Origin of the sequence: Plantibacter sp. VKM Ac-2876 (assembly GCF_015350715.1) — a bacterium.
GTDB classification, from domain to species: Bacteria; Actinomycetota; Actinomycetes; order Actinomycetales; family Microbacteriaceae; genus Plantibacter; species Plantibacter auratus.
In genome coordinates this window covers 75,123-100,728 of record NZ_JADKSI010000001.1, presented here as the reverse complement: position 1 = coordinate 100,728, position 25,606 = coordinate 75,123, and the positions used below count along the sequence as shown (strand labels likewise).

Below are 25,606 nucleotides of genomic sequence, written 5' to 3'. Positions count from 1 at the left end.
GGGACGTGACAGAGTGAGTCGGTGAGCCGATTCTGGAGACGCTGGTGGCCGCTCGTCGTCGGGGCGGCCGGCACGCTCGCGATCGGCGGGATCTGCGCGGCGCTCGTCTTCATGGGGCTGGTGCGGCCGAACGCGATCCTGGCCGCCTCGTACGCGGTGCGTGGTGTCGACGTCTCCTCGTACCAGGGCGAGATCGACTGGGACGTCCTCGCGGCTCAGCCCATCGACTTCGCGATCATGAAGGCGACCGAGGGATCAGGTGATCAGGACGAACGGTTCGCCGCGAACTGGGCGGGTGCACAGCGGGCGGCCGATGAGACCGGCTTGCTGATCGGGGCGTACCACTTCCTGAGCTTCGACAGCCCGGCCGAGACGCAGGCGCAGAACATCTTCGACACCGTGCCGGTCACGGCTGGCGCTCTACCGATCACCATCGATCTCGAGTGCTACGCCGACTATTGCCGGACACCACCGAGCGCCGAGCGCGTCGCCGCCGTGCTCGACCCGCTCCTCGCGGCACTCGAGGAGCACTACGGTCGTCCACCGATCATCTACGCGACCATGCGGTACTACGACGCGTTCCTCGCGGGCTCGTACGAGCGGAACCCGATGTGGATCCGCTCGGTCGTCACGCCGCCGGTCTTGTCGGACGGGCGGGCGTGGGACCTCTGGCAGTACACCAGCCGGGAACGGCTGCCCGGCTACGTCGGCAAGGAGGAGTCCATCGACGTGAACGTCTTCGACGGTTCCCTGCGCGACCTCCGGGCCCTCGTCGGCCCCTGATCCGCGGCGTCCGGAGGCGCCTCGGGTTACGGGGCGGGAGCGGGACCGGTGGTCGGCTCGGCGACGGGGAGGAACGTGTCCTCGCCGTCGACCTCCTGCTCGATGGAGTCCTCGGTGGTCTCGTGGTCCTCGGGGAGGTTGTCGTCGTTCGCTGCGTGCTTGCTCATACGACCACGATACGACGGGTGTCGCGCTGGGCAATGGGGTTGCGCGCCGCAGGCGTCCTCAGGAGGCGAAGGCGAGTGAGCGCGCTGCGAGTCCTTCGGTCAGGACGTCGACGGACTTCGGGCCGACGCCGTGGATGCGGAGCAGAGCGGCAGGGGAGACCCGCGTGAGCTGCTCGAAGCGGGTGAACCCGTGCGCGCCGAGCGCTTCGTGGGCGACCGAGCCGATGGTGGCCGGGAACTCGGACGCCTCGGCGGGCACGAGTTCGACGAACAGCGCGGCGATCCGCTCCTCGATGTCGTCGCGGATGCGGCGGACGGCCTCGATGCCTTGCCCGGCCGGGTCCTCGAGTTCCCAGTCCTCGTAGCGCTTGCCGGGGAAGATCGGGCAGGCGTCGCCGCAGCCCATCGTGATGACCGCGTCGGACGCCCGGACGGCATCGGTCGTGAGGATGCGGGGCACGGCTGCGGTGATGTCGATGCCGTGTTCGGCCATCGCCTCCACAGCCACGGTGTTGATCCGGTCCTTCGGTTCGCTCCCGGCCGACAGCACCTCGACCCGGTCGCCGGCGAGGGCGCCGAGGAAGCCGGCTGCGATCTGGGAGCGACCGGCGTTGTGCACGCAGACGAAGAGGACGGTGGGGGTGGTGGTGATGGTCATGACGTCTCCTGGAGGTGGCGTGAGCCGAGGGTGGACGAATGGTCGAGCAGGTCCACGAGGGCAGCGTAACTGGTGGCGGGGTCGGCGCCGCGGGAGAAGCCGCCGACGAGCTCGAGTGACACGAAGCCGTGGAGGGCTGCTCGGACGATGCGTCCGGCATCCGTCATCGCCACGCTGTCGAGACCGCGCCCCGCGAGTGCGCGTTCGACGAGCATCACGAGCTCGCGGTCGGCCGGCTCGCCGGTGTCGGCGCGGACGTCCTCGATCGAGAACGCGAGGGCGTACCGACCGGGATAGGCGAGGGCGAAGCGGCGGTACCCGTCGGCCAGCGCGGTGAGTGCGGGGGACCCGCTCAGGCCGTTCGTCGCGATGTCGAGTCCGCTGGCCAGTTGGGCGAGGGCCTGTGCAGCGACGGCGGCGCGGAGGTCCTCGGTGCTGCGGACGTGCTTGAGGAGGGCCGGTGCCGAGGTGTCGAGCTCGCGGGCCAGGGCGGCGAGTGTGAGTGCGTCGGCGCCGTACGTGTCGGCGAACTCGGCGGCTCCGACGATCACCCGTTGGCGGGAGAACTTCGTCCGGGAAACGGGTGCATCGGTCATCGGATCGAGCCTAACGGCACGCGGCCCTGATGCCGTGCGGCTTCAGACCGTCGGCGGCGTGGCTTCGTGGTGGGGTGCGCCGTGCGTGCGGCGGTCCTCCTTCATGGCGGCTTCCGCGAGGTGGCGTCGCCCGCCCGCCAGTTCGTTGCGGACCTCCGCCTCGAGCGTGCGGAACGGTTCCCAGTAGTTGCCGTCGTAGTCTTCGACGATCTGGAACGTCCAGCGTCCGTCGATGACGTTGCGTCCGACCAGCTCGGTGTCGATCCGGTCGGCGAGGGCGTCGTGTCCGGCTTCGCGCAGGGCGTCGGCGGCTTCGCCGAGCGCGAGGTCCGCTTTGCCGGTCAGGCGATGGAAGCCGTAGAGCATGCCGCGCGCCTGCTCGACGACTTCGAGCGCCTCGGTCACTTTGCCGACCGCTTCCACGGTGGCGTCGTCGACCCCTGCGGGGACTCGGTGGGCGTCGTCGGGGCCGTCGGTGGTGCGGTCGTCTGCAGAACTCATGTGACCAGTCTGTCCCGATCGGCCCCGGATGTCTGGGGCTTGCGGACGGAGGTGCACGATGTGAGCCGGCGGACGTCCTCCTGCGCACCGAGCTGGTGGGCGACCGGAGCGTCGCCGGTGGCCCTTTCCCGGTCACTGAGCCTGTCGAAGTGCCCATGAGGATGCCTCATTGTTCCGGGCACACCGCTCCCGGTCACTGAGCTTGTCGAAGTGCCCACGAGCAACCCTCCGATGCTTCGACAGGTTCAGTGCGGCGCCGCTCAGGGACCGGCGGGGGTCAGAACGGTGCAGGGTCCGGTTCCGTTCGATGGTTTTTGCCGTCAGGCGTCGTCCACTCGAGCACCCCGCCCGGTTTGTGGTCGAGGTTCCAGCCGGGGAGGTGCTTCATGCGGTGGTGATGTCGGCAGAGGCAGGCGAGATTGCCGACATCCGTGGTCCCGCCGTCGTCCCACGCGACCGAATGATCGAGATCACATGCTCTGGCGCGCCTGCCGCAGCCCGGTGCCCGACAAGTGCCGTCCCGGAGGCGCACTGCCCGTTGCAGATCGGCTGGAACCCGGTACTGGCCCCGCCCGATCGACAAGACGGCGCCGGTCTCGGGTTGGACGAGGATCCGGGTGAAGCTGGGCGCGTTCACCGCGATGCGTGCCGCGGTCTCGGGGTCGATTGGTCCGTAGCCGTCGAGGGTGGCCGGGGCGTCGGAGACACCGGCCATACTCAGGGCCGGCACCGTGACCTGCACGGTCGGCTTGATGTGCTCCTGCACCTCGATCGGATGCGGAAGCACCGGGCTCGACATGACGTCGTCGGGCGTGACGCCGGTGAGCGCGAGCGCCGCGAGGGCATCGGCCTGGAGCTGCGCGCAGGTGCGGGTGTCGCCGGCCTGACGCGACTCGGCGGCGGCGGCCTCGACGCGCTCGATGATGCCCTGCGCGATGGGCGCGGTGGTGAAGAGGTGCACCCAGGCCATGCCGTCTGCCGCGGGCTCGAACTCCACCCGACGGTCCGCCTCGGACCGCCGGGCGCGGGCGGTGACCGACTCGGGGTGGAGTCGCTCGCGCAGGACGCGGGCGCGCCTCCGGAGGCTTGCGTTGGTGGACTCTTCCGCGACCGCTAGCACTTCGACGAGGAACACTGCCCGCCCTGCTGTAGGCACGTCACTGAGTTGGTCGATGATCGTCTGCGCGTGCCGGACCGAGATGCGGCCGGCCTCAAGCGACGCGAGCACGGCAGGCGCGTCGTTCACGAGTCGTTCCGCGTCGTTCGTCGCCCGCCGGACCGTCTGCTCTGGGGTCCGCGTCGCCATGGCTAGGGCCGCACAGGTGGAGCGGCGGAATAGCGCCTGCCGCTCAGCCGGCGGGAACATCGCCGGGACCGTGACATCTGCGAAGGCGTCCGCGTAAGCGGCAGACCGAGCAAGCAGGCGGGCCTCCTCGGCGTCCAGGTTGGCGCGACGCCGCTGGATGTCCGCGTAGTGATCCGAGAACTCCGCGAGACGCGCGGCGTATTCGTCGCTCGCGCGGATCGCGGTGAGGGTGGTCTCGGTCATGGGACAAGTCCACCACGGACCACTGACATTCCAGATGCCGAGTCGGTTCGGTTGTGGGGGTGTCTTCGTGTGCCCTTCGACAAGCTCAGGGGCCGGAGAGGGCTGCTCAGGGATCGGAGGGGACTCAGGGACCGGAGAGGGGTGCTCAGGGATCGCAAGGGGACTCAGGGACCGGGCGGGCGAGACGCCTCTGCCCGCGCGGCCGCTGGGGCCGGGCGGGCTAGTAGTTCAGGCAGCGATCCGGATCCTCGGTCGCCGGAGGATCACCCTGGTAGAGGGTGAAGAAGTTCTCAGCGGGGCCGGACAAGGATCCACGGGCGTGAATGCACAGGCGTGCGAGACCGTCGTCGCTCCGTACGTCGGAGGCGATCCGGGACGACTCGCAGGCGCCGTCACCGGGATGCAGGATGAGGTCTCGGCGGGTTCCCTCGTTGTCCACCATCCAGGTCCCGGAGAAGCTGATCGGCTCGTCCGAACGGGGGTCGTCGTCGCGGCTGCACTGGACCTGCGAGGGCCAGCCGGTGACCTCGAACGTTCCGTCGTCGGCGAGCTCGAGCCGGGTGTCTCCACTCCGCCACGTGCCGACGGCTTCGTCCGGTGGCAGTCCGTACCTCGTGCCCGAGCACGCCGCGAGCGACGTCCCCAGCAGGACCGCGAACACGGAGGCGGTCACCCAGCGTGACGGTTTCGATTCCACAGTGCGAGTCTGTCCGCCGCGGGCCAGGAGTGGCAACTCAGGTGCTGGCGGGGGTGTTCACGGGCGTCCGGGCAAAAAAAAGAACCCCCACCATGTAGAAGCTAGGTGGGGGTTCCGTGGCTCCGACGGGCGTCGATCCCGTGACCTCACGATTTTCAGTCGTGCGCTCTACCAACTGAGCTACAGAGCCGAGTACATCAGCTGCACGAACGGCGACGATGTCTCAAAAGCAGAAGCCCTCCCTTGCGAGAGGGCTTCCGACCTTTTGCGACCCTGACGGGACTTGAACCCGCGACCTCCGCCGTGACAGGGCGGCACGCTAACCAACTGCGCTACAGGGCCATACATGTTGAATTGCTGGTGATACGAACTGCGGTGATGCTGGCGTTACTCGGTGCTTCTCGCAGTCGCGCAGATTCACTATACCTGAATCCGAGCGGCTGTTTTTCCAGTAGTCGGTGGTGACCCCAACGGGATTCGAACCCGTGCTGCCGCCGTGAAAGGGCGGTGTCCTAGGCCGCTAAACGATAGGGCCGCGAAGCCCTGAAGCTTCATGACTACCGAGCGACAAGCATACGGATGAAACGGCCGAATCCAAAATCGGGTTCGCGGAGCAGCGATCTGCGCTCCATGCCGGATGTGACGACAGGCGCCGAATGACCACTGCACGGCCCCCGGCCGGGGTTAGCCTCTGGCGTGGACCACTCCCGGATGCCGCGGCCGACGGGAGTGTCCGCAGCCGGTCCCGACCCCCGTCGGGCTAGCGTGGACAGTGGTACCGATGTGACCGATGTGACTGCAGCGAACCGAGATGGGCCCCTACTTCATGAGCAAGAAGCTTGCCGGCGCTTGGCGCCGAAGCCGGACGACCAACGCCGGATCGGCGTCCTCCGTGCGGTGGCGAGGACGCCTCACCGCCGCCATCGTCATGTCGCTCGCGATCGTCGGCTCGTTCGGCGTCGCCGGTCCGGCGTCAGCTGCCGACTACCCCTCGTGGGACGACGTCCAGGCCGCGAAGGGCAATGAGGCCGCCAAGGCCGCCGAGGTCACGAACATCAAGAACTTCATCGTCCAGTTGCAGGACGAATTGCAGGTCGCCCAGGACGAGGCCGAGAAACGCGGTACGGAGTTCCAGGCCGCTGAAGAGGCCTTCTTCGAGGCCGACGCCCGGGCCACCGCGATCCAGTCGCAGGCCGACGCCAAGACGACCGAGGCCGACACCGCGACGAAGCAGGCCGGTCGGGTCGCTTCGCAGCTCTACCGCTCCGGCGGCGCCGACCTCAGCCTGAGCCTCTTCCTCGACGGCGAGAGCAAGGGCGCGACCGACCTCCTGTCCAAGCTCGGCAACATGAACCAGGTCGCCGAGCACAGCAACGGCGTCTACGAGCAGGCGGTCGCCGCACGCAACACCGCGGCTGCGCTCGGTGAACAGGCCGGTGTCGCCCGCGACGAGCGCGAGTCCCTCCGTCAGGCCGCCCAGGTGGCGATGGAGGCAGCGCAGGCGGCTGCGTCCGCGGCAGCCGACAAACTTGAGCAGAACCAGGAACTGATCGTCACACTCAACGCGCAGCTCAGCGCCTTGCAGGACTCCACGGCGAAGACCGTCAAGGATTACGAGGCGGGCGTCGCGGCCGCGAAGGCGAAAGCCGCGGCCGAAGCGGCGGCGCGTGGACAGAGTGCCGACGGCGGCCAGCTCAGCAGCCAGGGCTGGGCGATCCCGGCCTCCGGCAGCATCTCGGGCACCTACGGTTACCGTGACCCGATCTCCACCGGAGGCGGCAGCTCGGGCAGCTTCCACCGCGGGACCGACATCGCGGGCGGCTGCGGGATCCCGATCTACGCGGCGACCGGGGGCACCGTCAGCTACGCCGGCTGGTACGGCACCTACGGCAACTTCATCCTCATCGAGCACGGGGCCGGCGTCTCGACCGGCTACGCACACATCGTCAACGGCGGCATCCAGGTCGCTGTCGGTAGTCAGGTCTCCGCCGGACAGGTCATCGCCTACGTCGGCACGACCGGCGCCTCCACCGGCTGCCACCTGCACTTCGAGGTCCGGATCAACGGCAGTGCGATCGATGCGCAGCCGTTCATGGCCGACCGCGGAGCGCCGCTCGGCTGATCGAGCGCAGCGACCCGCATGACGAAGCGGCCGGCACCCGAGGGTGCCGGCCGCTTCGTCATGCGGTGTGCGGAGGTCCGCAGTGGGTCAGTGCCCCTCCGCCTTGAGCTTGTCGAAGCCCGCGAGGATGATCTTCTCGGCCGCGGCGGCGTCGCCCCAGCCGTCGATCCGCGCCCACTTGCCGGGCTCGGTGTCCTTGTAGTGGACGAAGAAGTGCTCGATCTCGTCGCGCGTCGCCTGCGGGATGTCGTTCAGGTCCTGGATGTGCGACCAGCGCGGGTCCTTGTACTGGACGGCGATGACCTTGTCGTCGCCGCCGCCGTCGTCCGTCATGTGCAGCACACCGACGGGGCGGACCTTGATGCCGACGCCCGGGAAGGTCGGGAAGTCGAGCAGGACCAGGACGTCGACCGGGTCGCCGTCCTCGCCGAGGGTGTTCTCGAAGAAGCCGTAGTCGGCGGGGTAGACGAAGCTCGTGAACAGGACGCGGTCCAGGAAGACCCGACCGGTCTCGTGGTCGATCTCGTACTTGTTGCGGCTGCCCCGCGGGATCTCGATGACGGCGTCGTACTCGGCCATAAGCCTGCTCCTTGCGCGGTTGGATGACGTGGAGTCGGCGCGGTCGCCGACGAGGACCAACCATAACCGATGCGTCCCGGAGCGAACGGTGTGGGGAGGCGCTCGGCGCGGTGCAATAGCGTGGTCCGCGTGAACGACGTCCGACCCCCGCTCCACCCGTCCGTCGCCGCCCTGCGGAAGGCGGTGCGCGACGCGATCGCGGGCACGGCGTCCACGCCGTCGCGTGACGCCACCGGTGCCGACCTGCTCGTCGCACTGAGCGGCGGTGCGGACTCGCTCGCGCTCGCCGCCGCGACCGCGTTCGAGGCCGGAAAGGTCGGCCTGCGGGCCGGCGCCGTGATCGTCGACCACGGACTGCAACCGGGCTCGGCCGACGTCGCGGCGCGTGCCGCAGACCAGGCGCGTGCCCTCGGGCTCGACCCCGTCCTCGTCCGGGCCGTCGAGGTGGGCTCCGAGGGTGGACCGGAGGCCGCGGCACGGGCGGCCCGGTACACCGCACTCGACGCCGCGCGAGCCGAGGTCGGTGCGTCCCTGGTGCTGCTCGCGCACACCCTCGACGACCAGGCGGAGACCGTGCTCCTCGGCCTCGCCCGAGGGTCGGGCACGGGCAGCCTCCAGGGCATGGCGCCCGTCTCCGGTGCGCTCCTCCGACCGCTGCTCGCGATCCGGCGCTCCCAGACCCGCGAGGCGTGCGCTGCCGAAGGACTCGAACCGTGGCACGACCCGCACAACACCGACGACGCCTACGCGCGGGTCCGGGTCCGGGAGCGGGTCCTGCCGGTGCTCGAGGCGGAGCTCGGGCCGGGGATCGCCGAGGCCCTCGCCCGCACCGCCGACGCCGCCCGGGAGGACGCGGACGCGTTCGAGGAGATGATCGAGGAGACCATCGAGGAGCTCGTCGAGCACGCTGAGGCCGGTATCTCCGTCAGTGCCGGGGCCCTCGCCGCCAATCCGGCGGCGCTCCGCCAGCGGGTCCTCCGGTACATCGTCCAGAGCGAGTTCGGCGTCTCGCTCACGAGGTCGCAGACGATCGAGGTCGCGCGGCTCGTCACCGATTGGGCGGGCCAGGGTCCGATCGACCTGCCCGGCCTGACGGCGTCCCGACACGCGGGACGCATCGTCTTCGCAGCCCGCTGATCCGAAGGCTCCCCGAGCAGGAGGCGCACGGGCGTCCGGGTCATCTCGCATACACTCGACGCATGGAGCAGAGCGACATTTCCGACGACCTCACGACCATCCTCGTCACCGAGCAGGAGATCCGCGACAAGCTCGCCGAACTCGCCCGGCAGATCGAGACCGACTACGCCGGGAAGGACGTCCTGCTCGTCGGCGTGCTGAAGGGTGCGGTCATGGTCATGGCCGACCTCGCGCGCGAACTCCGCATCCCGCTCTCGATGGACTGGATGGCCGTCAGCTCGTACGGCGCCGGCACGAAGTCGAGCGGTGTCGTCCAGATCCGCAAGGACCTCGACGCCGACCTCACGGGCCGCCACGTCCTGATCGTCGAGGACATCATCGACTCCGGGCTCACCCTCTCCTGGCTGCTCGAGAACTTCGCCTCGCGCGGAGCCGCGTCCATCGAGGTGTGCGCGCTCCTCCGCAAGCCCGAGGCCGCCAAGGTGCACGTCGAGTGCAAGTACGTCGGTTTCGACATCCCGAACGACTTCGTCGTCGGGTACGGCCTCGACTTCGACGAGAAGTACCGCAACCTCCGCGACGTCGGCGTCCTCGCCCCGCACGTTTACGCCTGAACCACTCCACCGACCTCACACCGCACCCCCGTTAAGCCCACGGCAAACACAGGGGAGGCATCCAGCGGCGAGGGGGTAGCCTGATTCGCGACGCGGCTCCGCCCGTCGACCCCTCCTGCAGAAAGGGAACGGGCCAGCCCCGGCCTCTCAACTTATGAACGTCAAGCGTCTCTTCAAGGGTCCCATCCCGTACCTCATCATCGCCGCCCTGGTCTTCTGGATCGGCATCAGCCTGATGAGCATGAACGGCTTCCGTGAGGTCTCCACGCAGGAGGGTCTCGCCTTCCTCGAGAAGGGGCAGGTCAAGGAGGCCGTCATCACCGACGGCGACCAGCGCGTCGACCTCACGCTGACGAAGGCCGACGACGAGTTCGGCAAGCAGGTGCAGTTCTACTACGTCGGCGCCCGTGCGGCCGACGTGGTCGAGGCCGTCGACGCCGCAGACCCGTCCGGTGGCTACAACGACAAGGTGCCCCAGCCGAGCTGGCTCCTGTCGATGCTCGGGCTCCTCCTCCCGCTGCTCCTCATCGGTGTCTTCTTCTGGCTGATGCTCTCCGGCATGCAGGGCGGCGGCAACAAGGTCATGCAGTTCGGCAAGTCGAAGGCGAAGCTCGTCTCGAAGGAGTCGCCGAAGGTGACCTTCGACGACGTAGCCGGTGCCGACGAGGCGATCGAGGAACTCGAGGAGATCAAGGACTTCCTCAAGGAGCCCGCGAAGTTCCAGGCCGTCGGTGCGCGCATCCCGAAGGGCGTCCTGCTGTACGGCCCTCCAGGAACGGGCAAGACGCTCCTCGCCCGCGCCGTCGCCGGTGAAGCCGGTGTGCCGTTCTACTCGATCTCCGGTTCCGACTTCGTCGAGATGTTCGTCGGTGTCGGTGCGAGCCGCGTCCGCGACCTCTTCCAGCAGGCCAAGGAGAACTCGCCCGCGATCATCTTCGTCGACGAGATCGACGCCGTCGGTCGTCACCGCGGTGCCGGCATGGGCGGCGGCCACGACGAGCGCGAGCAGACCCTCAACCAGCTCCTCGTCGAGATGGACGGCTTCGACGTCAAGACGAACGTCATTCTGATCGCTGCGACCAACCGCCCCGACATCCTCGACCCCGCTCTGCTGCGCCCGGGTCGCTTCGACCGCCAGATCGGCGTCGACGCCCCCGACCTCGCCGGCCGCAAGAAGATCCTCGAGGTGCACGGCAAGGGCAAGCCGCTCGCCGCGAGCGTCGACCTCGAGGTCGTGGCACGCAAGTCGCCCGGCTTCACCGGTGCCGACCTCGCCAACGTCCTCAACGAGGCCGCACTGCTCACGGCGCGCTCCAACGCGCAGCTGATCGACAACCGCGCACTCGACGAGGCCATCGACCGCGTCATCGCCGGTCCGCAGCGCCGCACGCGCGTCATGCGCGAGCAGGAGAAGCTCATCACCGCCTACCACGAGGGCGGTCACGCGCTCGCAGCGGCGGCGATGAACAACACCGACCCCGTCACGAAGGTCACGATCCTCCCGCGCGGCCGCGCCCTCGGGTACACGATGGTCCTGCCTCTCGAAGACAAGTACTCCGTCACGCGCAACGAGCTGCTCGACCAGCTCGCCTACGCGATGGGCGGCCGCGTCGCCGAAGAGCTCGTCTTCCACGACCCGACCACGGGCGCGTCGAACGACATCGAGAAGGCCACGGGTATCGCCCGCAAGATGGTCACCGAGTACGGCATGACCACCGACGTCGGTGCCGTCAAGCTCGGGCAGTCCTCGGGCGAGATGTTCCTCGGCCGCGACATGGGCCACCAGCGCGACTACTCCGAGGAGATCGCGCAGCGGGTCGACGCCCAGGTCCGCGAGCTCATCGAGGCCGCGCACGACGAAGCGTGGCAGGTCATCACGACCAACCGGGCCGTGCTCGACCGCCTCGCCGCCGAGCTGATGGAGAAGGAGACCCTCGACCACGTCCAGCTGGCCGAGATCTTCAAGGACGTCAAGAAGCTCCCGCCGCGCCCCGTCTGGCTGTCCAGCAAGAAGCGTCCCGTCGGGTCGGGTTCGGCCGTCGGTTCCGCCTCGTTCACCGCCCCCATCGACTCCGGTGCGGCTGACGGCGGCGTGAGCTCGGAGCCCGAGCCCGAGGCTCCCGTGAAGCCCAAGCGCACCCGCGCGACGAAGCCGCGACCGGCGACCGCCTAGCCCGCATGACCCACGGCGAGCACACCGCGGACGACGCGGTCGCAGCCGCGCAGGCCGAGCCCGATCAGGGCTCGGCCTCGCGGTCGTCCGTGGACCGCGAGCGGATCGCCGCAGCGGTCCTCGAGATCCTCGAGGCGATCGGCGAGGACCCATCCCGCGACGGCCTCACCGACACCCCGACGCGTGTCGCCGACGCGTACGCGGAGTTCTTCGGTGGCGTCGGTCAGGACGCCGGTGTGCACCTGGCCCGCCCCATCCCGATCGAGGAGGGCGCGACCAGCGACGTCGTGCTCGTCCGGGACATCGCCTTCCGTTCCGTCTGCGAGCACCATCTGCTCCCGTTCCTCGGCACGGCGCACATCGCGTACCTGCCCGACGACCTCGTCATCGGACTCGGTGCGCTGCCGAAGCTCGTCGACACACTCGCCTCGCGCCCGCAGGTCCAGGAGCGGCTGAGCGAGCAGATCGCCGACACCCTCGTCGAACGGCTCGCGCCCCGCGGTGTCCTCGTCGTGCTCCAGGCCGCACACGGCTGCGTCTCGATGCGCGGTTCACGCCAGCTGACGAGCACCACCGTCACCATCGCCAGCCGTGGAGCCCTGGCCGATCCGGCTGCCCGGGCAGAGCTGATGGTCCTGATCGGCGCGTCCGCCGACCAGGCGGGGTGATCGCATGTTCCAGATCATGGGCGTCGTCAACGTCACACCCGACTCGTTCAGCGACGGCGGCCGGTACCTCGACGTCGACGACGCCGTTGCCCACGGGCTCGAGCTCATCGCGGCCGGGGCGACCATCATCGACGTCGGCGGCGAGTCGACGCGGCCCGGTGCCGCCCGGGTCGACACCCGCGAGGAGCAGCACCGGGTCGCACCCGTCATCGCTGCACTGGCAGCCGCTGGTGCGCGAGTGAGCATCGACACGATGAACGCGGAGACCGCCCGTGCCGCGGCCGACGCCGGTGCCTCGATCATCAACGACGTCTCCGGCGGCCTCGCCGACGATCGCATGCCGGGCGTGATGGCGGCGTCCGGTCTCGACTGCGTCATCAGCCATTGGCGCGGGCACTCGGCCGACATGGCGAGCCGCGCCACGTACACCGACGCGGCGGTCGACGTCGCTCGGGAACTCGACGACCGGGTGACGACCCTCCGCGGTCAGGGCGTCGACCCCGGCCGGATCGTCGTCGATCCCGGCCTCGGGTTCTCCAAGCACGCCGAGCACAACTGGCGCATCCTCGCCCGACTCGACCTGCTGCGCGAGCTCGGGTTCCCGGTGCTGGTGGGCGCGTCCCGCAAGCGGTTCATCGGAGCGCTCCTCCCCGAGGACGCCCCGATGGAGGCGCGCGACCTGCCGAGCGCCGTGGTGAGCGTGCTGGCCGCGCAGGCCGGAGCCTGGGGTGTGCGCGTCCACGACGTCGCCGCCACCAGACTCGCTCTCGATACCCTCGATGCATGGCAAGGTGGAGCCGATGACTGATTCGATCACCCTCACGGGCCTGCGGGCGTTCGCGCACCACGGCGTCTTCGACTTCGAGCGCGAGGCCGGACAGGAGTTCGTCATCGACGTCACCGTGTCGCTGGACCTCCGCCCGGCCGCCGGCGGCGACGAGCTCGGCGCGACCATGCACTACGGGGAGCTCGCCGAGGCGGTCGTCGCTGCCGTGGAGCGCGACCCGGTCGACCTCATCGAGACCGTGGCCGAGCGCATCGCCGACGTGGTGCTCGCGAACGAACGCGCGGAAGCGGTCCGGGTCACGGTGCACAAGCCGAGCGCGCCGATCACCGTGCCCTTCGCGGACGTGGCGGTGACGATCGAGCGAACCCAGGCCGACCGCACCCAGGCCGGGCGGGCCGTCTGATGGTCTCGCGCACGCCGATCCACGACCCCGCCCGTCGGCCCGGACCACCGAAGCCTCGCGCCGTCTGGGCCGTCGTGGCCATCGGGGCGAACCTGGGGGACCGCCGCGCGACGATCGCACAGGCGGTGGACGACCTCGCCGCCGTCGACGGGGTGCTCGAGGTGCGGCCGTCGCCGCTCGTCTCGAGTGCGGCCGTCAAGTTGTCCGGTGTCGACGAGTCGGCTCCGGCCTACCTCAACGGTGTCGCGGTCGTCCGCACCCGCCTCCAGCCGCACGCGCTCCTCGACGAACTCCAGCGGATCGAACTCGCGCACGGCCGTGTCCGCGAGGAGCGCTGGGGCGATCGGACGCTCGACCTCGACCTCATCGCCTACGACGACGAGACGATCGACGACGAACGCCTGACGGTCCCGCACCCGCGAGCCGCCGAGCGCGGGTTCGTCGTCGTGCCCTGGCTGCTCCTCGACCCCGACGCGACGCTGCCCGGCGTCGGCCGCCTCGACACCCTCGCGGCCGCCAAGGACGGCTCCGTGGTCCCCGACGACGGCACGCACCCGTGACCCGCACCACCGCGACACCGCTCATCGTCCTCGCCGGGGTGGGCGTCGTCGTCGGCTTCCTCGTCGAGGTCGCGATGGTCTCCGGCGGACGCGCGTCGATCATCCCGCCCGTCACCCTCGCGGTCTCGCTCGTGGCGGTCGCGATCATCCTCATCGCCCTGTCCTGGCCGATCCGCCGCAGCACGACCGGTCGCGCCACCCGGCGGATCGATCCGTTCCGCGCCATGCGGGTCGCCGCGCTCGCGAAGGCCTCGAGCCATGCCGGCTCCCTGGTGGCCGGGGCGACCGTCGGGATCCTGCTCTTCGTCCTGACCCGCCCGATCCTGCCCGCGATAGGCTCGTTGTGGCTGGTGATCGCGTCCATCGTGGGATCCGTCGCACTCGTCGTCGCCGCCTTGGTGGCCGAGTGGTTCTGCACCGTTCCGAAGGATGATGATGACGACGCCGCACCCGGGGGAGCCCCGTCCCACACCTGATCAGCCCGCTGAACGGCCGCTGATCGAGACGCCGCTGCAGGAGCTGTCGTCGCCGGAGACGGTCCACGCCGGCCCCGCGGAGCAGAGCGGCAAGCGGCTCGAACTGCCTGATGCCGAGTGGCGCCGTGTGAGTCGCAAGCTCATCGCCGTCGAGTTCATCTCCGAGGGCGCCGGCCTCGTGCTCGTCACCGCGGCCGTGGTCTTCGTCGCGCTCGTCTGGGACTGGACCTGGATCTGGTGGCCGTTCGCCGCCTTCGCCGTGATCTCCCTGATCGCCGCGGCGTTCATCCCGCGCCGCATCCGATCGATCGGGTATCAACTGCGCGCGGACGATCTGTTGTTCCGCCGAGGGATCATGTGGCAGCGCTTCGTCGCCGTGCCGTACGGGCGCATGCAGCTCGTCGACATCAACCGAGGGCCCCTCTCGCGGGCGTTCGGCCTCGCCGACCTCAAGTTCGTGACCGCCTCCGCCTCGACCGGAGTGGTGATCAACGGGTTGCCGGAAGCCGAGGCCGAAGGGCTGCGCGACCACCTGGTCGCGGTGGCGGAGAGCCGGCGGACCGGACTGTGAGCGAGCACCAGGCGGCAGGACCGCCGGAGCGGTTCGAAGCTCCGGCCGCGGGTCCTCGGGTGAAGCCGACGGCCGAGGCGATCGTCCCACGGGTGGCCGGACAGAGTCTCGTCGACGGGCAGTGGCACCGGCTGCACCCGGCGACGCCGTTGCTTCGAGGCGGGATCGCGTTCGTCGCCATCCTCGGCATCGTCATCGCGAACCTCCGCGAGCGCCTCATCGAGTTCTTCATCCCCGCTCCGGGGATGGAGCAGCCGACCGACCCGATCGACTACATCCTCAACCACGGCTTCGTCGGATGGGTGCTCCTCGCGATCGCCGTCGGGCTCATCGTGGTGATCGCCGTGTTCTGGTTCTCGTGGCGCATGCACACCTTCCGGGTCACCGACGAGGCGGTGGAGGTGCGCAGCGGGATCCTGTTCCGCACGAACCGCAAAGCCAAGCTCGACCGCATCCAGGGCGTCTCCATCGAGAAGCCGCTCCTCGCCAGGCTCATCGGGGCCTCACGCATCAACGTGAGCGTCGCGGGCCAGGACGCGAACGTCAAACTCGAGTATTTGTACGGTGCCGACGCCGACGGCCTCCGCCGGGACGTCCTCACGCTCGCGAGCGGGGTGAAGCTCGCCGAACGCCGGCAGACCGCCGCAGCCGGCGACCCGGTCGACCCGACCCTGCCGCCGCAATCGGTGCCCGACGGCGCCGGCGGGGTGTCCCGGTTCGTGACCGAGCGCGTCGACGACTTCATCTCGCCCGAACTCGACCCGGACGAGGCGGTGCCGGACTCCGTCGTGCGCCTGACGCTCGGACGCCTGGTCGGGTCCACGCTGCTCAGCCCGTTCACCGTGATCGTCCTGATCTCGGTCGTGGTCGGTGTCGTGCTCCTCGTCAACGGCCTGGACTGGGCCTGGTTCTGGCTCGTCCCCATGGTGCTGAGTCTCGGGGCCTTCGTCTGGTCGAGCGTGACGAAGTCGCTGCGCTACAGCATCGCCGCGACGCCCTCGGGCGTCCGCATCGGCTTCGGGCTCTTCTCGACGACCAACGACACCGTCCCGCCCGGCCGGATCCACGCGATCGAGGTGTCGCAGCCCATCATCTGGCGCCCGTTCGGCTGGTGGCGGGTCCGGATCAACAAAGCCGGCCTGTCGTTGGAGCAGGCTGCTCGGGGTGCGACGAGCAACACGGTGTTGCCGGTCGGGTCGCTCGTGGACGCCGCCCAGGTCGTGGAGCTGATGCTCGCGGGACGCATCGACGGCAGCGCCTGGGCGCCCCTGCAGTCGGCCCTCGCCACGCGCGACGGCGTCGGTTTCGTGGGTTCGCCCCGCCGCTCGCGATGGATCAACTGGTTCTCCTGGCGTCGTACCGGCTACGCCCTGCGCGACGGGATGCTGCTGTTCCGGCAGGGCGTGGTCTGGCGCAAACTCCACATCCTCCCGCTCGCACGCCTGCAGAGCCTCCGGATCGACCAGGGACCGCTCCTGCGCGCGCTCGATCTCGCCTCCGCGACCGCGCACACGGTCCCCGGCCCGGTGATCGCCAAGCTCCCGGCCATGGCCCGCGACGAGGCGGTGCGGATGTTCGACGCGGCGTCGGCGGCGATCGTGGTCGCGCAGTCGACCGACCGCAGTCACCGGTGGGCGAGCTTCGACCCCGAGCACCAACCGTCCGAGGCGCAGGCGCCGGCGCCCTACCTCGATGAGCCGATGGCGCAGTCGGACACCCAGCCGACGACGCAGGCGGACGCCGAGCCGTGGCAGGAGCAGAGCCCGGCACCGTCCGTGCCGCTCCCGACGACCGACCAGGATCGGAGGACCACGTGAGCGCGGAACGACGGAGCGCCAGGCTCGGCGTCGGGATCATCGGGAGCGGACGGGTCGGCCCGGTCATCGGAGCGGCGCTCGGGGGAGCAGGACACGCGATCGTCGGCATCACCGCGGTGTCGGAGGAGAGCCTCGAACGGGCGAACGCGCTGTTGCCGGATGTGCCGGTGCTCGATCCGACCGAGGTGGTCGAGCGGAGCGAACTCGTCGTCATCGCCGTACCCGATGCGCAACTCGCGTCGTTGGTCGAAGGGCTCGCGGCGGTGGGTGCGTGGCAGCCGGGTCAGCTCGTCGCGCACACCTCGGCTCGGTTCGGGACCGCTGTCCTCGCTCCGGCCGCGCGCGCCGGCGCCATCCCGTTGGCGTTGCACCCCGCGATGGTGTTCACCGGGACGAGCCTCGACCTCGCCCGGCTCCACGAGACGTCGTTCGCCGTGACCGCACCGGCCCCGGTCCAACCGATCGGGCAGGCGCTCGTGGTCGAGATGGGCGCGGAGCCCGTGATCATCGCCGAGGCCGATCGTGCGGCCTACGCCGAGGCGGTGGAGACGGCCGCGAGCTTCTCGCGCGCGGTCGTGCAGCAGGCGACGGGCCTGCTCCAGGACATCGGCGTGGAGAACGCCGGCGGTTTCCTGTCGTCGCTCGTGCGGTCGTCGGTCGACGAAGCTCTGCGCGGTGCGACCACGCCCGACGTCGACGAGCTGCTCTAGCCGGGTGGACGGACCGCCGCCCGCCCACCCGAGTCCGGGCAGGCGGGCGGATCCGTGTCGGCGGACCCGTGTCAGCGGGTGCGGCGGCGACGGATCAGCGCGTCGATCGCGAGTCGGCCAGGGCCGGCGAGGGTGAGCGCGAGCGACGCGAGTGCGAGCAGCATGACGTACTCGAAGCCACCGTCGGCGGCGTAGAACCCCGCCGGCAGATGCACGAGCACCATCGCCACCGCCATGGTCACCGCGAGCAGGGCGCCGACGATGCGGGTGCCGAGGCCGACGATGAGCAGCAGGCCGCCGACCACCTCGAGACCGGCGACGACGACCGCCGCGACCTCTGGGGCCGGGATGCCCATGCCGGCGAACCCGGAGGCGACGCCAGGGATGGAGTCGACGAGGAACTTCTGGAGGCCGTGGGCGATGAAGACCACGCCGAGGGCGAGGCGCAGGAGGAGGAGACCGGCGTCGATCCCCGTCTGTCCGCGCGGCGCGGCGGGAGAGGCCGGGACCGGTGGGACGGTGGTGGCATCGCGGTGGTCGGTGTGCTGGTGGTCGGAGAGCGTCGTCATGACGAGCCTTTCGAGTTCGTTTCCGGCGTCGGTGCCCCCGATCGGGACTCCTGTCCTTCGAGCCAAGCACGGCCCGGGTACCCGGCGATGTCCTCCGAATGGTTGTTCGCAGACCCTTGTCAGGCCGTCGATAGCCGGTTCATAGGAAGCCGGGCGTGCGCGAGGCCCGCACGGTCCCCGGTAAACTCCAGTGACCGCACGAGGAGAATCCCACCGCATGACTGACACGACGCCAGAGCCGATCGACGACGCAGCAGAGCAGGCAGAGCTCTCCGAGCAGAAGGCCGTCCGGCTCGCGAAGCGCCAGCGCCTCATCGACGAGGCGACGTCGGGTGCCGGTGGCGCCTACCCCGTCACCCTCCCCATCACCGACACGATCCCGGCGGTGCGCGCCCGCTTCGGTGAGCTCCAGCCCGACGAGGCGACCGGCGTCACGGTCGGCGTCGCGGGGCGCGTCGTGCACCTGCGCAACACCGGCAAGCTCTGCTTCGCCAGCCTCCAGTCGGGCGACGGCAGCCGCATCCAGGCGATGGTGAGCCTCGCCAGCGTCGGCGACGAGCAGCTCGCGGCCTGGAAGGAGCTCGTCGACCTCGGCGACCACGTCTTCGTCTCCGGCGAGGTCATCTCCAGCCGTCGCGGCGAACTGTCGATCATGGTGGCCGAGTGGACCATCGCGGCGAAGGCGATCCTGCCCCTGCCGAACCTCCACAACGAGCTCAACGAGGAGACGCGGGTCCGGAGCCGGTACCTCGACCTCATCGCCCGCGACCAGGCGCGCAAGAACGTGCTCGACCGGGCCAAGACGGTGGCCAGCCTCCGCCAGACCTTCACGGAGCGCGACTTCGTCGAGGTCGAGACGCCGATGCTCCAGGTCATGCACGGTGGAGCCTCGGCCCGCCCCTTCGTCACCCACTCGAACGCGTTCGACACCGAGCTCTACCTGCGCATCGCGCCCGAGCTGTACCTGAAGCGCGCCGTCGTCGGCGGCATCGACCACGTCTACGAGATCAACCGCAACTTCCGGAACGAGGGCGCCGACTCCACGCACAGCCCCGAGTTCGCCATGCTCGAGGCGTACGAGGCGTACGGCGACTACGGCACCATGGCCGACCTCACGCAGACCCTCATCCAGAACGCCGCGCTCGCGACGAGCGGGAGCCACGTCGTCACCTGGGCCGACGGCGCGGAGTTCGACCTCGGTGGCGAGTGGGACCGCATCTCGATGTTCGAGAGCCTGTCAGCCGCCGCTGGGGTCGAGATCACGCCGCAGACGCCGATCGAGGAACTCAAGGCGCTCGCCGAGCGTGAGGGCGTCGAGGTTCCGCACCCCATCCACGGCAAGTACGTCGAGGAGCTGTGGGAGCACTTCGTCAAGGGTGGCCTCGAGCGCCCGACCTTCGTCATGGACTTCCCGGTCGACACGAGCCCGCTCGTGCGCGCCCACCGCTCCATCGAGGGCGCGGTCGAGAAGTGGGACCTCTACGTCCGCGGCTTCGAGCTCGCCACCGGCTACTCCGAGCTCGTCGACCCGGTCGTGCAGCGCGAACGCTTCATCGAGCAGGCGAAGCTCGCCGCGCAGGGCGACGTCGAGGCCATGCGTCTCGACGAGGAGTTCCTGCGTGCGCTCGAGTTCGGGATGCCGCCCTCCGGCGGCATGGGGATGGGCATCGACCGACTCCTCATGGCGCTGACCGGTCTCGGTATCCGCGAGACGATCCTCTTCCCCCTGGTCAAGTAGCGGCCACCCGGCAGCACGACCACCGACAGTCAGGCGCGACGATGAGCATGATGGACCCCGGCGACCACCAGGACCCGAAGAAGCAGGGGCCGACGACGGCGCGCATCACGATCTGGATCGTGGTCGGCGGGATCGGCCTGTACCTCGTCGTCAGCGGCCTGTGGGGCGCCCTCGCCGGAGGCTCCTGAGCCGGCTGCGCGCCCGTTCGGGATCGCGCCACCGCTTCGTTCCGGTCCCTGAGCCTGTCGAAGGGCGGTACGATTGACGGGTGATCGAAGACTACTGGCTCAACGCGCTCTGGTCGCTGCTGCCCACCGTGGTCGTCGGCATCATCTTCTGGGTCGTCATGCGCGCCATCCTGCGGTCCGACCGCAACGAGCGCAAGGCGTACGCGCAGGTCGAGGCGGAGCAGCGCGCGAAGCTCGGTCTCCCGCCGGTCGAGCCCTCCGCCCCTCGCGAGGTCTGACCCGCCAGTATCACGCGGCGATGTCGCCCCACAGCTGTCCGGCATGGTCAGTAGGCTGGAGCCTCGGCAGCTGAGCGGATGGGCGACATGACGATCGAGTTCTCCTGGAACTGGCTGGGCATCACGGCCCTCGTCCTGGACTTCATCATCCGTGTCATCGCGGTGATCGTCGTACCGCGCAACCGGCGCCCCACCGCCGGGATGGCCTGGCTCCTCGCGATCTTCCTCATCCCGTACGTCGGCGTCATCGCCTTCCTCCTCATCGGCAACCCGAAACTGCCCCGGGTGCGCCGGCGGAAGCAGTACGACATCAACGTCTACATCCGCCAGACCACCCGTGACCTCGTCAAGGCGAACCTGACGTCGAACGCACCGGCCTGGTTCCGGTCGGTCGTGACGCTCAACCGCAACCTCGGGTCGATGCCGCTGCAGGGCGGGAACACCGCGAGTCTCATCGGCGACTACGAGGCATCGCTCCACGCCATGGCCGACGAGGTCGACCGTGCCGAGCAGTTCGTGCACGTCGAGTTCTACATCCTCACCTGCGATCGCACCACGAAGCCGTTCTTCGACGCGCTCGAGCGCGCGGTGGCCCGCGGCGTCACGGTCCGCGTGCTGCTCGACCACTTCGCGAGCTGGCGGACCCCCGACTACAAGCACACGCTGAAACGCCTTACCACGATGGGCGCCCAGTGGGCGCTCATGCTGCCGCTCCAACCGTTCAAGGGCAAGTTCCAACGTCCCGACCTCCGGAACCACCGCAAGATGGTGATCGTCGACGGCGCGGTCGCGTTCATGGGCTCGCAGAACATGATCGACCGGAGTTACAACAAGCCGGGCAACATCAAGCGGGGTCTCCAGTGGCAGGAGCTCATGACGCGGGTGGAGGGCCCCGGGGTCGCGGGGATCAACACGATCTTCCTGAGCGACTGGTACAGCGAGACCGGCGATGTCCTGTCCCACGAGGTCGGCCTGCTCGAGGCCCGACCGGTGGGCGACCTCGAACTGCAGGTCGTACCGAGCGGGCCGGGGTTCGACGGGGACAACAACCTCAAGCTGTTCCTCACGCTCATCTATGCGGCGCAGCGGCGCATCGTCATCACGAGTCCGTATTTCGTGCCCGACGAGTCGTTGCTCGCAGCGGTCACGACCGCGGTCCAGCGCGGTGTGCCGGTCGACCTGTTCGTCTCGGAGATCGGCGACCAGGCGATGGTCTGGCACGCGCAGCGCTCCTACTACGAGGCGCTCCTGCGGGCCGGCGTGCGGATCTTCCAATACCCGGCGCCGTACATCCTGCACGCGAAGCACTTCACGATCGACGACGACGTCGCCGTGATCGGATCGAGCAACATGGACATGCGCTCCTTCGGTCTCAACCTCGAGGTCTCGCTCATGGTCCGCGGGCGCGAGTTCGTCCAGGAGATGCGCGGCGTCGAGGACGGGTACCGGGAGATCAGCAAGGAACTGACGCTCGCGGAATGGTTGAAGCAGCCGCTGCGCTCGACGGTGCTCGACAACCTCGCGAGGCTGACCTCCGCGCTTCAATAGCACACCACTGAAATAACAAACATGTGTCGTATCGGTACAGATATATCTGTCTGATATTCTCTCAAGGTCGGCCACCTCGAGAAAGTGACGCATGTCCCTCCTGAACTCCCCGCCCCGGCCCCTCGCGGCCTGCACCGCCGCTGCTGCTGCGGCATTGATCGGCTTCGGTGCGATCGTGCCAGCCTCGGCCGCCACCGATCCGCCGCCGCCCGACGACAGCTCCACCACGTCGCCCGAGGAGGTGCCGACACCTGATCCCGTTCCGTCCCCCGACGCCTCCGGCGGCCCGGCGGCGTTGACGCTGCTGACCCAGTTGCAGCGGACGATCACCGGTACCGCGCCCTTCGACGAGGAGGCCGGCCCCGGTAACGACACGAGCGGGGACGACCTCGTCCTGCGTTCCCACGACACGGTCACCTATCGCGTGGAGGTGCAGGTCAACGGCGCACCCCAGGACGGTGTCGTGACCGTCCGGCAGACGCTCCCGTCCGGGTTGACCTGGCCGGCGGTCGGCTCGCTCCCCGGATACTGCGGTGAGGGCTCGACCGTGAGTGAGGACGCACGCACCGTCGACTGCGTGGTGCACGACGTCGCTCCCAACTCGGTGTCCACGTACGATCTCGTCGCGACGGCCAGCACGGCGCTGCCCGACGGCACGGTCCTGCCCGCTCCCGACGAAGCGGTCCAGGCGTCGGCGGTGGACGCCACGAGCGGGCAGACGGTGTCGTCGTCCACGACGCCCGACGACCTCGTGGTGAGCAGTGGGCCCCGCCTGAACATCGGCGCCAAGCGGTACAACACCGACCACGCCGTGGTCAATGCGGAGGGCGTCGCGGGTTACCGGGTGTCCTTCGACACCTACGTCGACCTGGCCGGTTACAACTCCGCGGGAGCGCTCGGCGCTCGCGGACAGTCGGTCGTCGTCGGCGACGTGGCCTTCGACATCGACCTCTCCGACTTCAGCGAGAACGCCGAGGTGGTCGACTTCGCCGGACAGCGTTGCGCCATGAACCCCTACGACGTCGGCGCCTTCCCGAAGAGCTCGGGCGGTGGGCCGAACGGCGTCACCGACTCCGGAACGTGGACCTGCACGCCCGACGCCTCGAATCCGAACCTCATCCACGTCGTGATCTCGGGCGCCGATTTCAGCGCGGACCACCTGCCGACCAAGTCTGCCGCGGGCTACAACATCGCGACTCGTGGCTATGTCGGCATCGGCAAGTTCGCGGTGTTCGTCCCGCACACGGACGTCCCCGCTGACGGCAGCATCGACTCGGTGGTCACGTTGCGCGACCTGGTCGCCTTCGGGGAGAACGCGGCGGGCGAGCGGATCGCGAACGCCGCCGAGCCGCTGGACGACAACACCGTGACCACCCGGCTCACCCGCCGTCTGGGTATTGGCCACAGCACGCGGTACGTCGACAATTCGGCGAACCTGACGAAGATCCCCGGTCAGAGCTCGATCGGGTCCGGTGACGGGCCGGTGACGACCGGACAGACCTTCGTCGCGAACACGGCGATCAACAACTCCTCGACGACCGCGTCGATGGAGGATGCGATCGTCTGCCAGGTGTTCGACCCGAAGACCCAGCACGTCTCGACCATCGACTCGACCTGGCCACCGGTCACGGTGCGCGCGTCCAGTTCGCTCGGCGACTTCAACCCCAGCCACGTCATCGTCGAGTACGGCACGACCCCGGTCACCGACCCCGGTGCCGATGACGCGACCCGTTGGCACGACCTGAGTGCGGCGACCTGCGACGATGACGACGCCTCGTGGACGGCGAACTGGCAGTCGCTCGACCTCGAGGAGGTGACGCGTGTCCGGTACCGCCCCGTGGGTGACGCCCTCCCGGCTGGCGCGCAGTTCAACGCGGCGCTCACCCTGCAGCTCCGCGACGGCCTCCCTGTCGGCGAGACGGTGACCGAGACCTACTCGGTGAAGTCGCCCACCTTCTATCACGACGACGTCGACAAGCGGACCTACTGGACCGAGGACGACTGGTACCACGCGAAATACGACCCCGTGCAGGCGACGAACAAGGACTTTCCACGCGGCGACCGCGTGCTCGTCTCCGAGGGGTCCGTCGCGATCGCCAAGCGGGCCGTCGCGCCGACCGTCGAGCCTGGGGCACCCGCGCACGTCGCCTCCGGGGATCGCGTGCAGTTCGCACTCACCCCGCAGATCGCCAGCAAGTCCGGACTCGTCGACTCCTCACGCGACGTCGTCGTGGTGGATCGGCTCCCGAAGGGGCTCACCTACGACCCGACGGACGTCTCCCACGTACCGGACTCCGTGGAGGTGGCCGAGGACGGCACCACGGAACTGACCTGGTCGTTCGACCGGATCGACCGCGGCAGCGAACCGGTGATCACTTACTGGGCGAAGACCGATTCCACGATGATCGGTGATCTCGTCAACCAGGTCGTCGTCTCGAGCCCCGACGACCCGTCGTCACTCACCGACATCCCCGCATCCCCGACGACCTCCGACGCCCACTATTCGCGTCAGACGGTCTCCCTCAGCTCTCCGGGTGGGCTGCGCATCGAGAAGTCGGTCGCGCAGACGGCGATCGAGTCCGGCGACGACGTCGACTACACCGTGTCCTTCGCGAACATGAACGCCGACACCCCGCAGCAGGACGCGTCGTCGATCGACGTCCTTCCCTACGTCGGCGACCAGCGTGGTTCCTCCGCCGCGGGGAAGCTCATCGGCGCGGTCGACGCCCCTGCGGGCGTCACGGTCCGGTACACCGACGCCGATCCGGACGCCGTCACCGCGTCCTCCGCGGTGGACGGGAGCGCCGGGTACGGGGACCTCCCGGCCGGGTCCGCCTGGTGCACTGCCGCCGAGCTCGGCACCTCCGGGTGCGCCGCATCGTTCGGGGAGGTCACGGCCCTGCGCCTGGACGTCGCTTCGCTCGCTGCGATGGAGCGGGTCGAGGTGCAGTACACACTGGTCTCGAGCGGCGCCCCGAGTGGGTCCTCCTTCGGCAACGACGCGACCGTCCGTTCGGCGACACAGACGCTCGGCGCACGCTCGCCGCTCGTGAGCACCCGGGTCGTGTCCTCCTCGATCGGTCAACGACTGTGGTGGGACACGAACGAGGACGGCCTCGACAACGACGGGCCGGACGGGACGCCCGGTGCCGGAGTTCCGGACGTGGCGCTGCACCTGTCCGGCGTCGACAAGTTCGGTTCGCCCGTCGAAACCGACACGACGACGGACGCCGACGGCTCCTATCGGTTCTCCGGGCTCGTGTCCGGTGACTACGCGATCCTCGTCGACGTGCCGGCGAACGCGGGCGCGACGGCACTTCGGGTCGGGACGGACGACCTGCTGAACTCCGCCGTGGTGCCCGAGACGGGCGTGATGCAGGACATCTCCATCATCGACCCGTCTCCCACCGGTGCCGACGCCGAGGATCTCACCTGGAACGGCGGGCTCGTGGCCGGAGCCGAACCTCCGGTCCCGCCGGTCGATCCGCCGGGGATCCCGAAGGACGACGCACCCGCTGCGGCCGGCCGCGCGGGAGACCTGGCCGACACCGGAACCGCCTGGGTGTTCGCCGGCGTCGTGGCCGCGATCGTGCTCCTCGGAGGAGGCACGGGGCTCATGATGCTCCGTCGTCGCAGGACGGACGACTCCGCAGCGTGACCGGGCGGAGGGGTCGGCCGCCGAGTGGGCGACCCCTCCGTCTGAGGGCGCTGGTCAGC

The 25,606-nt window shown here is 69.5% G+C and carries 25 protein-coding genes, 3 tRNA genes and 1 pseudogene; 18 read left to right on the top strand and 11 right to left on the bottom strand.

Translation table 11 applies throughout. From position 1 onward, the window contains the following. Nucleotides 1-21 precede the first annotated feature (21 nt). On the top strand, nucleotides 22-783 hold the full coding sequence (locus ITJ62_RS00475) for a GH25 family lysozyme (RefSeq protein WP_370581772.1): 762 nt from the start codon (nucleotides 22-24) through the stop codon (nucleotides 781-783). A 26-nt stretch (nucleotides 784-809) separates the two neighbouring features. Here the strand turns inward: ITJ62_RS00475 and ITJ62_RS00470 are convergent, their stop codons facing one another. From ITJ62_RS00470 to ITJ62_RS00430, 9 genes and pseudogenes are all read right to left on the bottom strand, one after another. Beyond that, nucleotides 810-950, bottom strand: a complete 141-nt coding sequence (locus ITJ62_RS00470) for a hypothetical protein (RefSeq protein ID WP_153303386.1) — start codon at nucleotides 948-950, stop codon at nucleotides 810-812. A gap of 250 nt (nucleotides 951-1,200) precedes the next feature. After that, a pseudogene (locus tag ITJ62_RS00465) lies at nucleotides 1,201-1,608 on the bottom strand (arsenate reductase ArsC); the annotation flags it as partial. Further along, on the bottom strand, nucleotides 1,605-2,204 hold the full coding sequence (locus tag ITJ62_RS00460) for a TetR/AcrR family transcriptional regulator (RefSeq protein WP_194599257.1): 600 nt from the start codon (nucleotides 2,202-2,204) through the stop codon (nucleotides 1,605-1,607). The gene ITJ62_RS00460 and the pseudogene ITJ62_RS00465, both read right to left, overlap by 4 nt. A gap of 42 nt (nucleotides 2,205-2,246) precedes the next feature. After that, nucleotides 2,247-2,705 (bottom strand): hypothetical protein, encoded by a 459-nt coding sequence (locus ITJ62_RS00455; RefSeq protein ID WP_064294389.1) that lies wholly within the window; start codon nucleotides 2,703-2,705, stop codon nucleotides 2,247-2,249. A 277-nt stretch (nucleotides 2,706-2,982) separates the two neighbouring features. Further along, a complete protein-coding gene (locus tag ITJ62_RS00450; RefSeq protein WP_194599256.1) occupies nucleotides 2,983-4,254 on the bottom strand; it encodes an HNH endonuclease signature motif containing protein in 1,272 nt (423 codons plus the stop codon). Between the two features lie 220 nt (nucleotides 4,255-4,474). Next, nucleotides 4,475-4,951, bottom strand: a complete 477-nt coding sequence (locus ITJ62_RS00445) for a hypothetical protein (protein WP_194599255.1) — start codon at nucleotides 4,949-4,951, stop codon at nucleotides 4,475-4,477. 117 nt (nucleotides 4,952-5,068) lie between these two features. Continuing rightward, a tRNA-Phe gene (locus ITJ62_RS00440) sits at nucleotides 5,069-5,141 on the bottom strand. A gap of 78 nt (nucleotides 5,142-5,219) precedes the next feature. Further along, nucleotides 5,220-5,293: transfer RNA gene (locus ITJ62_RS00435), tRNA-Asp, on the bottom strand. Between the two features lie 117 nt (nucleotides 5,294-5,410). After that, nucleotides 5,411-5,486 (bottom strand) — tRNA-Glu (locus ITJ62_RS00430). 291 nt (nucleotides 5,487-5,777) lie between these two features. Here ITJ62_RS00430 and ITJ62_RS00425 point away from each other — a divergent pair. Continuing rightward, nucleotides 5,778-7,073 (top strand): M23 family metallopeptidase, encoded by a 1,296-nt coding sequence (locus ITJ62_RS00425; RefSeq protein ID WP_082915904.1) that lies wholly within the window; start codon nucleotides 5,778-5,780, stop codon nucleotides 7,071-7,073. Between the two features lie 87 nt (nucleotides 7,074-7,160). Here the strand turns inward: ITJ62_RS00425 and ITJ62_RS00420 are convergent, their stop codons facing one another. Continuing rightward, nucleotides 7,161-7,652 carry an inorganic diphosphatase gene (locus tag ITJ62_RS00420; RefSeq protein WP_064294335.1) on the bottom strand — a complete coding sequence of 164 codons (492 nt, stop codon included), beginning with the start codon at nucleotides 7,650-7,652 and terminating at the stop codon, nucleotides 7,161-7,163. A gap of 129 nt (nucleotides 7,653-7,781) precedes the next feature. Between ITJ62_RS00420 and tilS the strand changes: the two genes are divergently transcribed. From tilS to ITJ62_RS00365, 11 genes are all read left to right on the top strand, one after another. Next, on the top strand, nucleotides 7,782-8,789 hold the full coding sequence (gene tilS, locus ITJ62_RS00415; RefSeq protein WP_370581771.1) for a tRNA lysidine(34) synthetase TilS: 1,008 nt from the start codon (nucleotides 7,782-7,784) through the stop codon (nucleotides 8,787-8,789). A gap of 62 nt (nucleotides 8,790-8,851) precedes the next feature. Then, nucleotides 8,852-9,403: a hypoxanthine phosphoribosyltransferase gene (gene hpt / locus ITJ62_RS00410; protein ID WP_064294334.1), complete on the top strand. Its 552-nt coding sequence runs from the start codon at nucleotides 8,852-8,854 to the stop codon at nucleotides 9,401-9,403. Nucleotides 9,404-9,557: 154 nt separating this feature from the next. After that, entirely contained in the window at nucleotides 9,558-11,576 is a 2,019-nt protein-coding gene (gene ftsH, locus ITJ62_RS00405; RefSeq protein WP_191940565.1) for an ATP-dependent zinc metalloprotease FtsH, read from the top strand. A 5-nt stretch (nucleotides 11,577-11,581) separates the two neighbouring features. Then, nucleotides 11,582-12,244 (top strand): GTP cyclohydrolase I FolE, encoded by a 663-nt coding sequence (folE, locus tag ITJ62_RS00400; RefSeq protein WP_137242242.1) that lies wholly within the window; start codon nucleotides 11,582-11,584, stop codon nucleotides 12,242-12,244. A gap of 4 nt (nucleotides 12,245-12,248) precedes the next feature. Next, complete coding sequence (folP, locus tag ITJ62_RS00395) at nucleotides 12,249-13,052, top strand: dihydropteroate synthase (protein WP_194599253.1); 804 nt, start codon at nucleotides 12,249-12,251, stop codon at nucleotides 13,050-13,052. Then, a complete protein-coding gene (folB, locus tag ITJ62_RS00390) occupies nucleotides 13,045-13,434 on the top strand; it encodes a dihydroneopterin aldolase (RefSeq protein ID WP_079705157.1) in 390 nt (129 codons plus the stop codon). Before folP ends, folB begins: the two co-directional genes overlap by 8 nt. Then, a complete protein-coding gene (gene folK / locus ITJ62_RS00385) occupies nucleotides 13,434-13,994 on the top strand; it encodes a 2-amino-4-hydroxy-6-hydroxymethyldihydropteridine diphosphokinase (RefSeq protein ID WP_194599252.1) in 561 nt (186 codons plus the stop codon). The genes folB and folK overlap by 1 nt, the downstream gene beginning before the upstream one ends. After that, nucleotides 13,991-14,470, top strand: a complete 480-nt coding sequence (locus ITJ62_RS00380; RefSeq protein ID WP_079001580.1) for a DUF3180 domain-containing protein — start codon at nucleotides 13,991-13,993, stop codon at nucleotides 14,468-14,470. Before folK ends, ITJ62_RS00380 begins: the two co-directional genes overlap by 4 nt. Next, a complete protein-coding gene (locus ITJ62_RS00375; protein ID WP_194599251.1) occupies nucleotides 14,430-15,041 on the top strand; it encodes a PH domain-containing protein in 612 nt (203 codons plus the stop codon). Before ITJ62_RS00380 ends, ITJ62_RS00375 begins: the two co-directional genes overlap by 41 nt. Beyond that, nucleotides 15,038-16,858: a PH domain-containing protein gene (locus ITJ62_RS00370; protein ID WP_194599250.1), complete on the top strand. Its 1,821-nt coding sequence runs from the start codon at nucleotides 15,038-15,040 to the stop codon at nucleotides 16,856-16,858. The genes ITJ62_RS00375 and ITJ62_RS00370 overlap by 4 nt, the downstream gene beginning before the upstream one ends. Next, nucleotides 16,855-17,568, top strand: a complete 714-nt coding sequence (locus ITJ62_RS00365) for a Rossmann-like and DUF2520 domain-containing protein (RefSeq protein WP_086474715.1) — start codon at nucleotides 16,855-16,857, stop codon at nucleotides 17,566-17,568. The genes ITJ62_RS00370 and ITJ62_RS00365 overlap by 4 nt, the downstream gene beginning before the upstream one ends. A 71-nt stretch (nucleotides 17,569-17,639) precedes the next feature. On the opposite strand, the gene ITJ62_RS00360 is transcribed toward ITJ62_RS00365, so the two are convergent. Then, a complete protein-coding gene (locus ITJ62_RS00360) occupies nucleotides 17,640-18,137 on the bottom strand; it encodes a DoxX family protein (RefSeq protein ID WP_194599249.1) in 498 nt (165 codons plus the stop codon). 217 nt (nucleotides 18,138-18,354) lie between these two features. On the opposite strand from ITJ62_RS00360, the gene lysS reads away from it, so the two are divergent. From lysS to ITJ62_RS00335, 5 genes are all read left to right on the top strand, one after another. Further along, nucleotides 18,355-19,875 carry a lysine--tRNA ligase gene (lysS, locus tag ITJ62_RS00355; protein ID WP_194599248.1) on the top strand — a complete coding sequence of 507 codons (1,521 nt, stop codon included), beginning with the start codon at nucleotides 18,355-18,357 and terminating at the stop codon, nucleotides 19,873-19,875. Between the two features lie 41 nt (nucleotides 19,876-19,916). Then, the gene (locus ITJ62_RS00350) at nucleotides 19,917-20,063 is read left to right on the top strand and encodes a hypothetical protein (protein ID WP_153303387.1); all 147 of its coding nucleotides are present in this window, start codon (nucleotides 19,917-19,919) and stop codon (nucleotides 20,061-20,063) included. An 80-nt stretch (nucleotides 20,064-20,143) separates the two neighbouring features. Next, nucleotides 20,144-20,341, top strand: coding sequence for a hypothetical protein (locus ITJ62_RS00345; protein ID WP_194718988.1), 198 nt, complete (start codon nucleotides 20,144-20,146; stop codon nucleotides 20,339-20,341). Between the two features lie 78 nt (nucleotides 20,342-20,419). Then, nucleotides 20,420-21,889, top strand: a complete 1,470-nt coding sequence (gene cls, locus ITJ62_RS00340) for a cardiolipin synthase (protein ID WP_194599247.1) — start codon at nucleotides 20,420-20,422, stop codon at nucleotides 21,887-21,889. 91 nt (nucleotides 21,890-21,980) lie between these two features. Further along, the gene (locus ITJ62_RS00335; RefSeq protein WP_194599246.1) at nucleotides 21,981-25,547 is read left to right on the top strand and encodes an SdrD B-like domain-containing protein; all 3,567 of its coding nucleotides are present in this window, start codon (nucleotides 21,981-21,983) and stop codon (nucleotides 25,545-25,547) included. The last annotated feature ends 59 nt before the right edge of the window (nucleotides 25,548-25,606 follow it).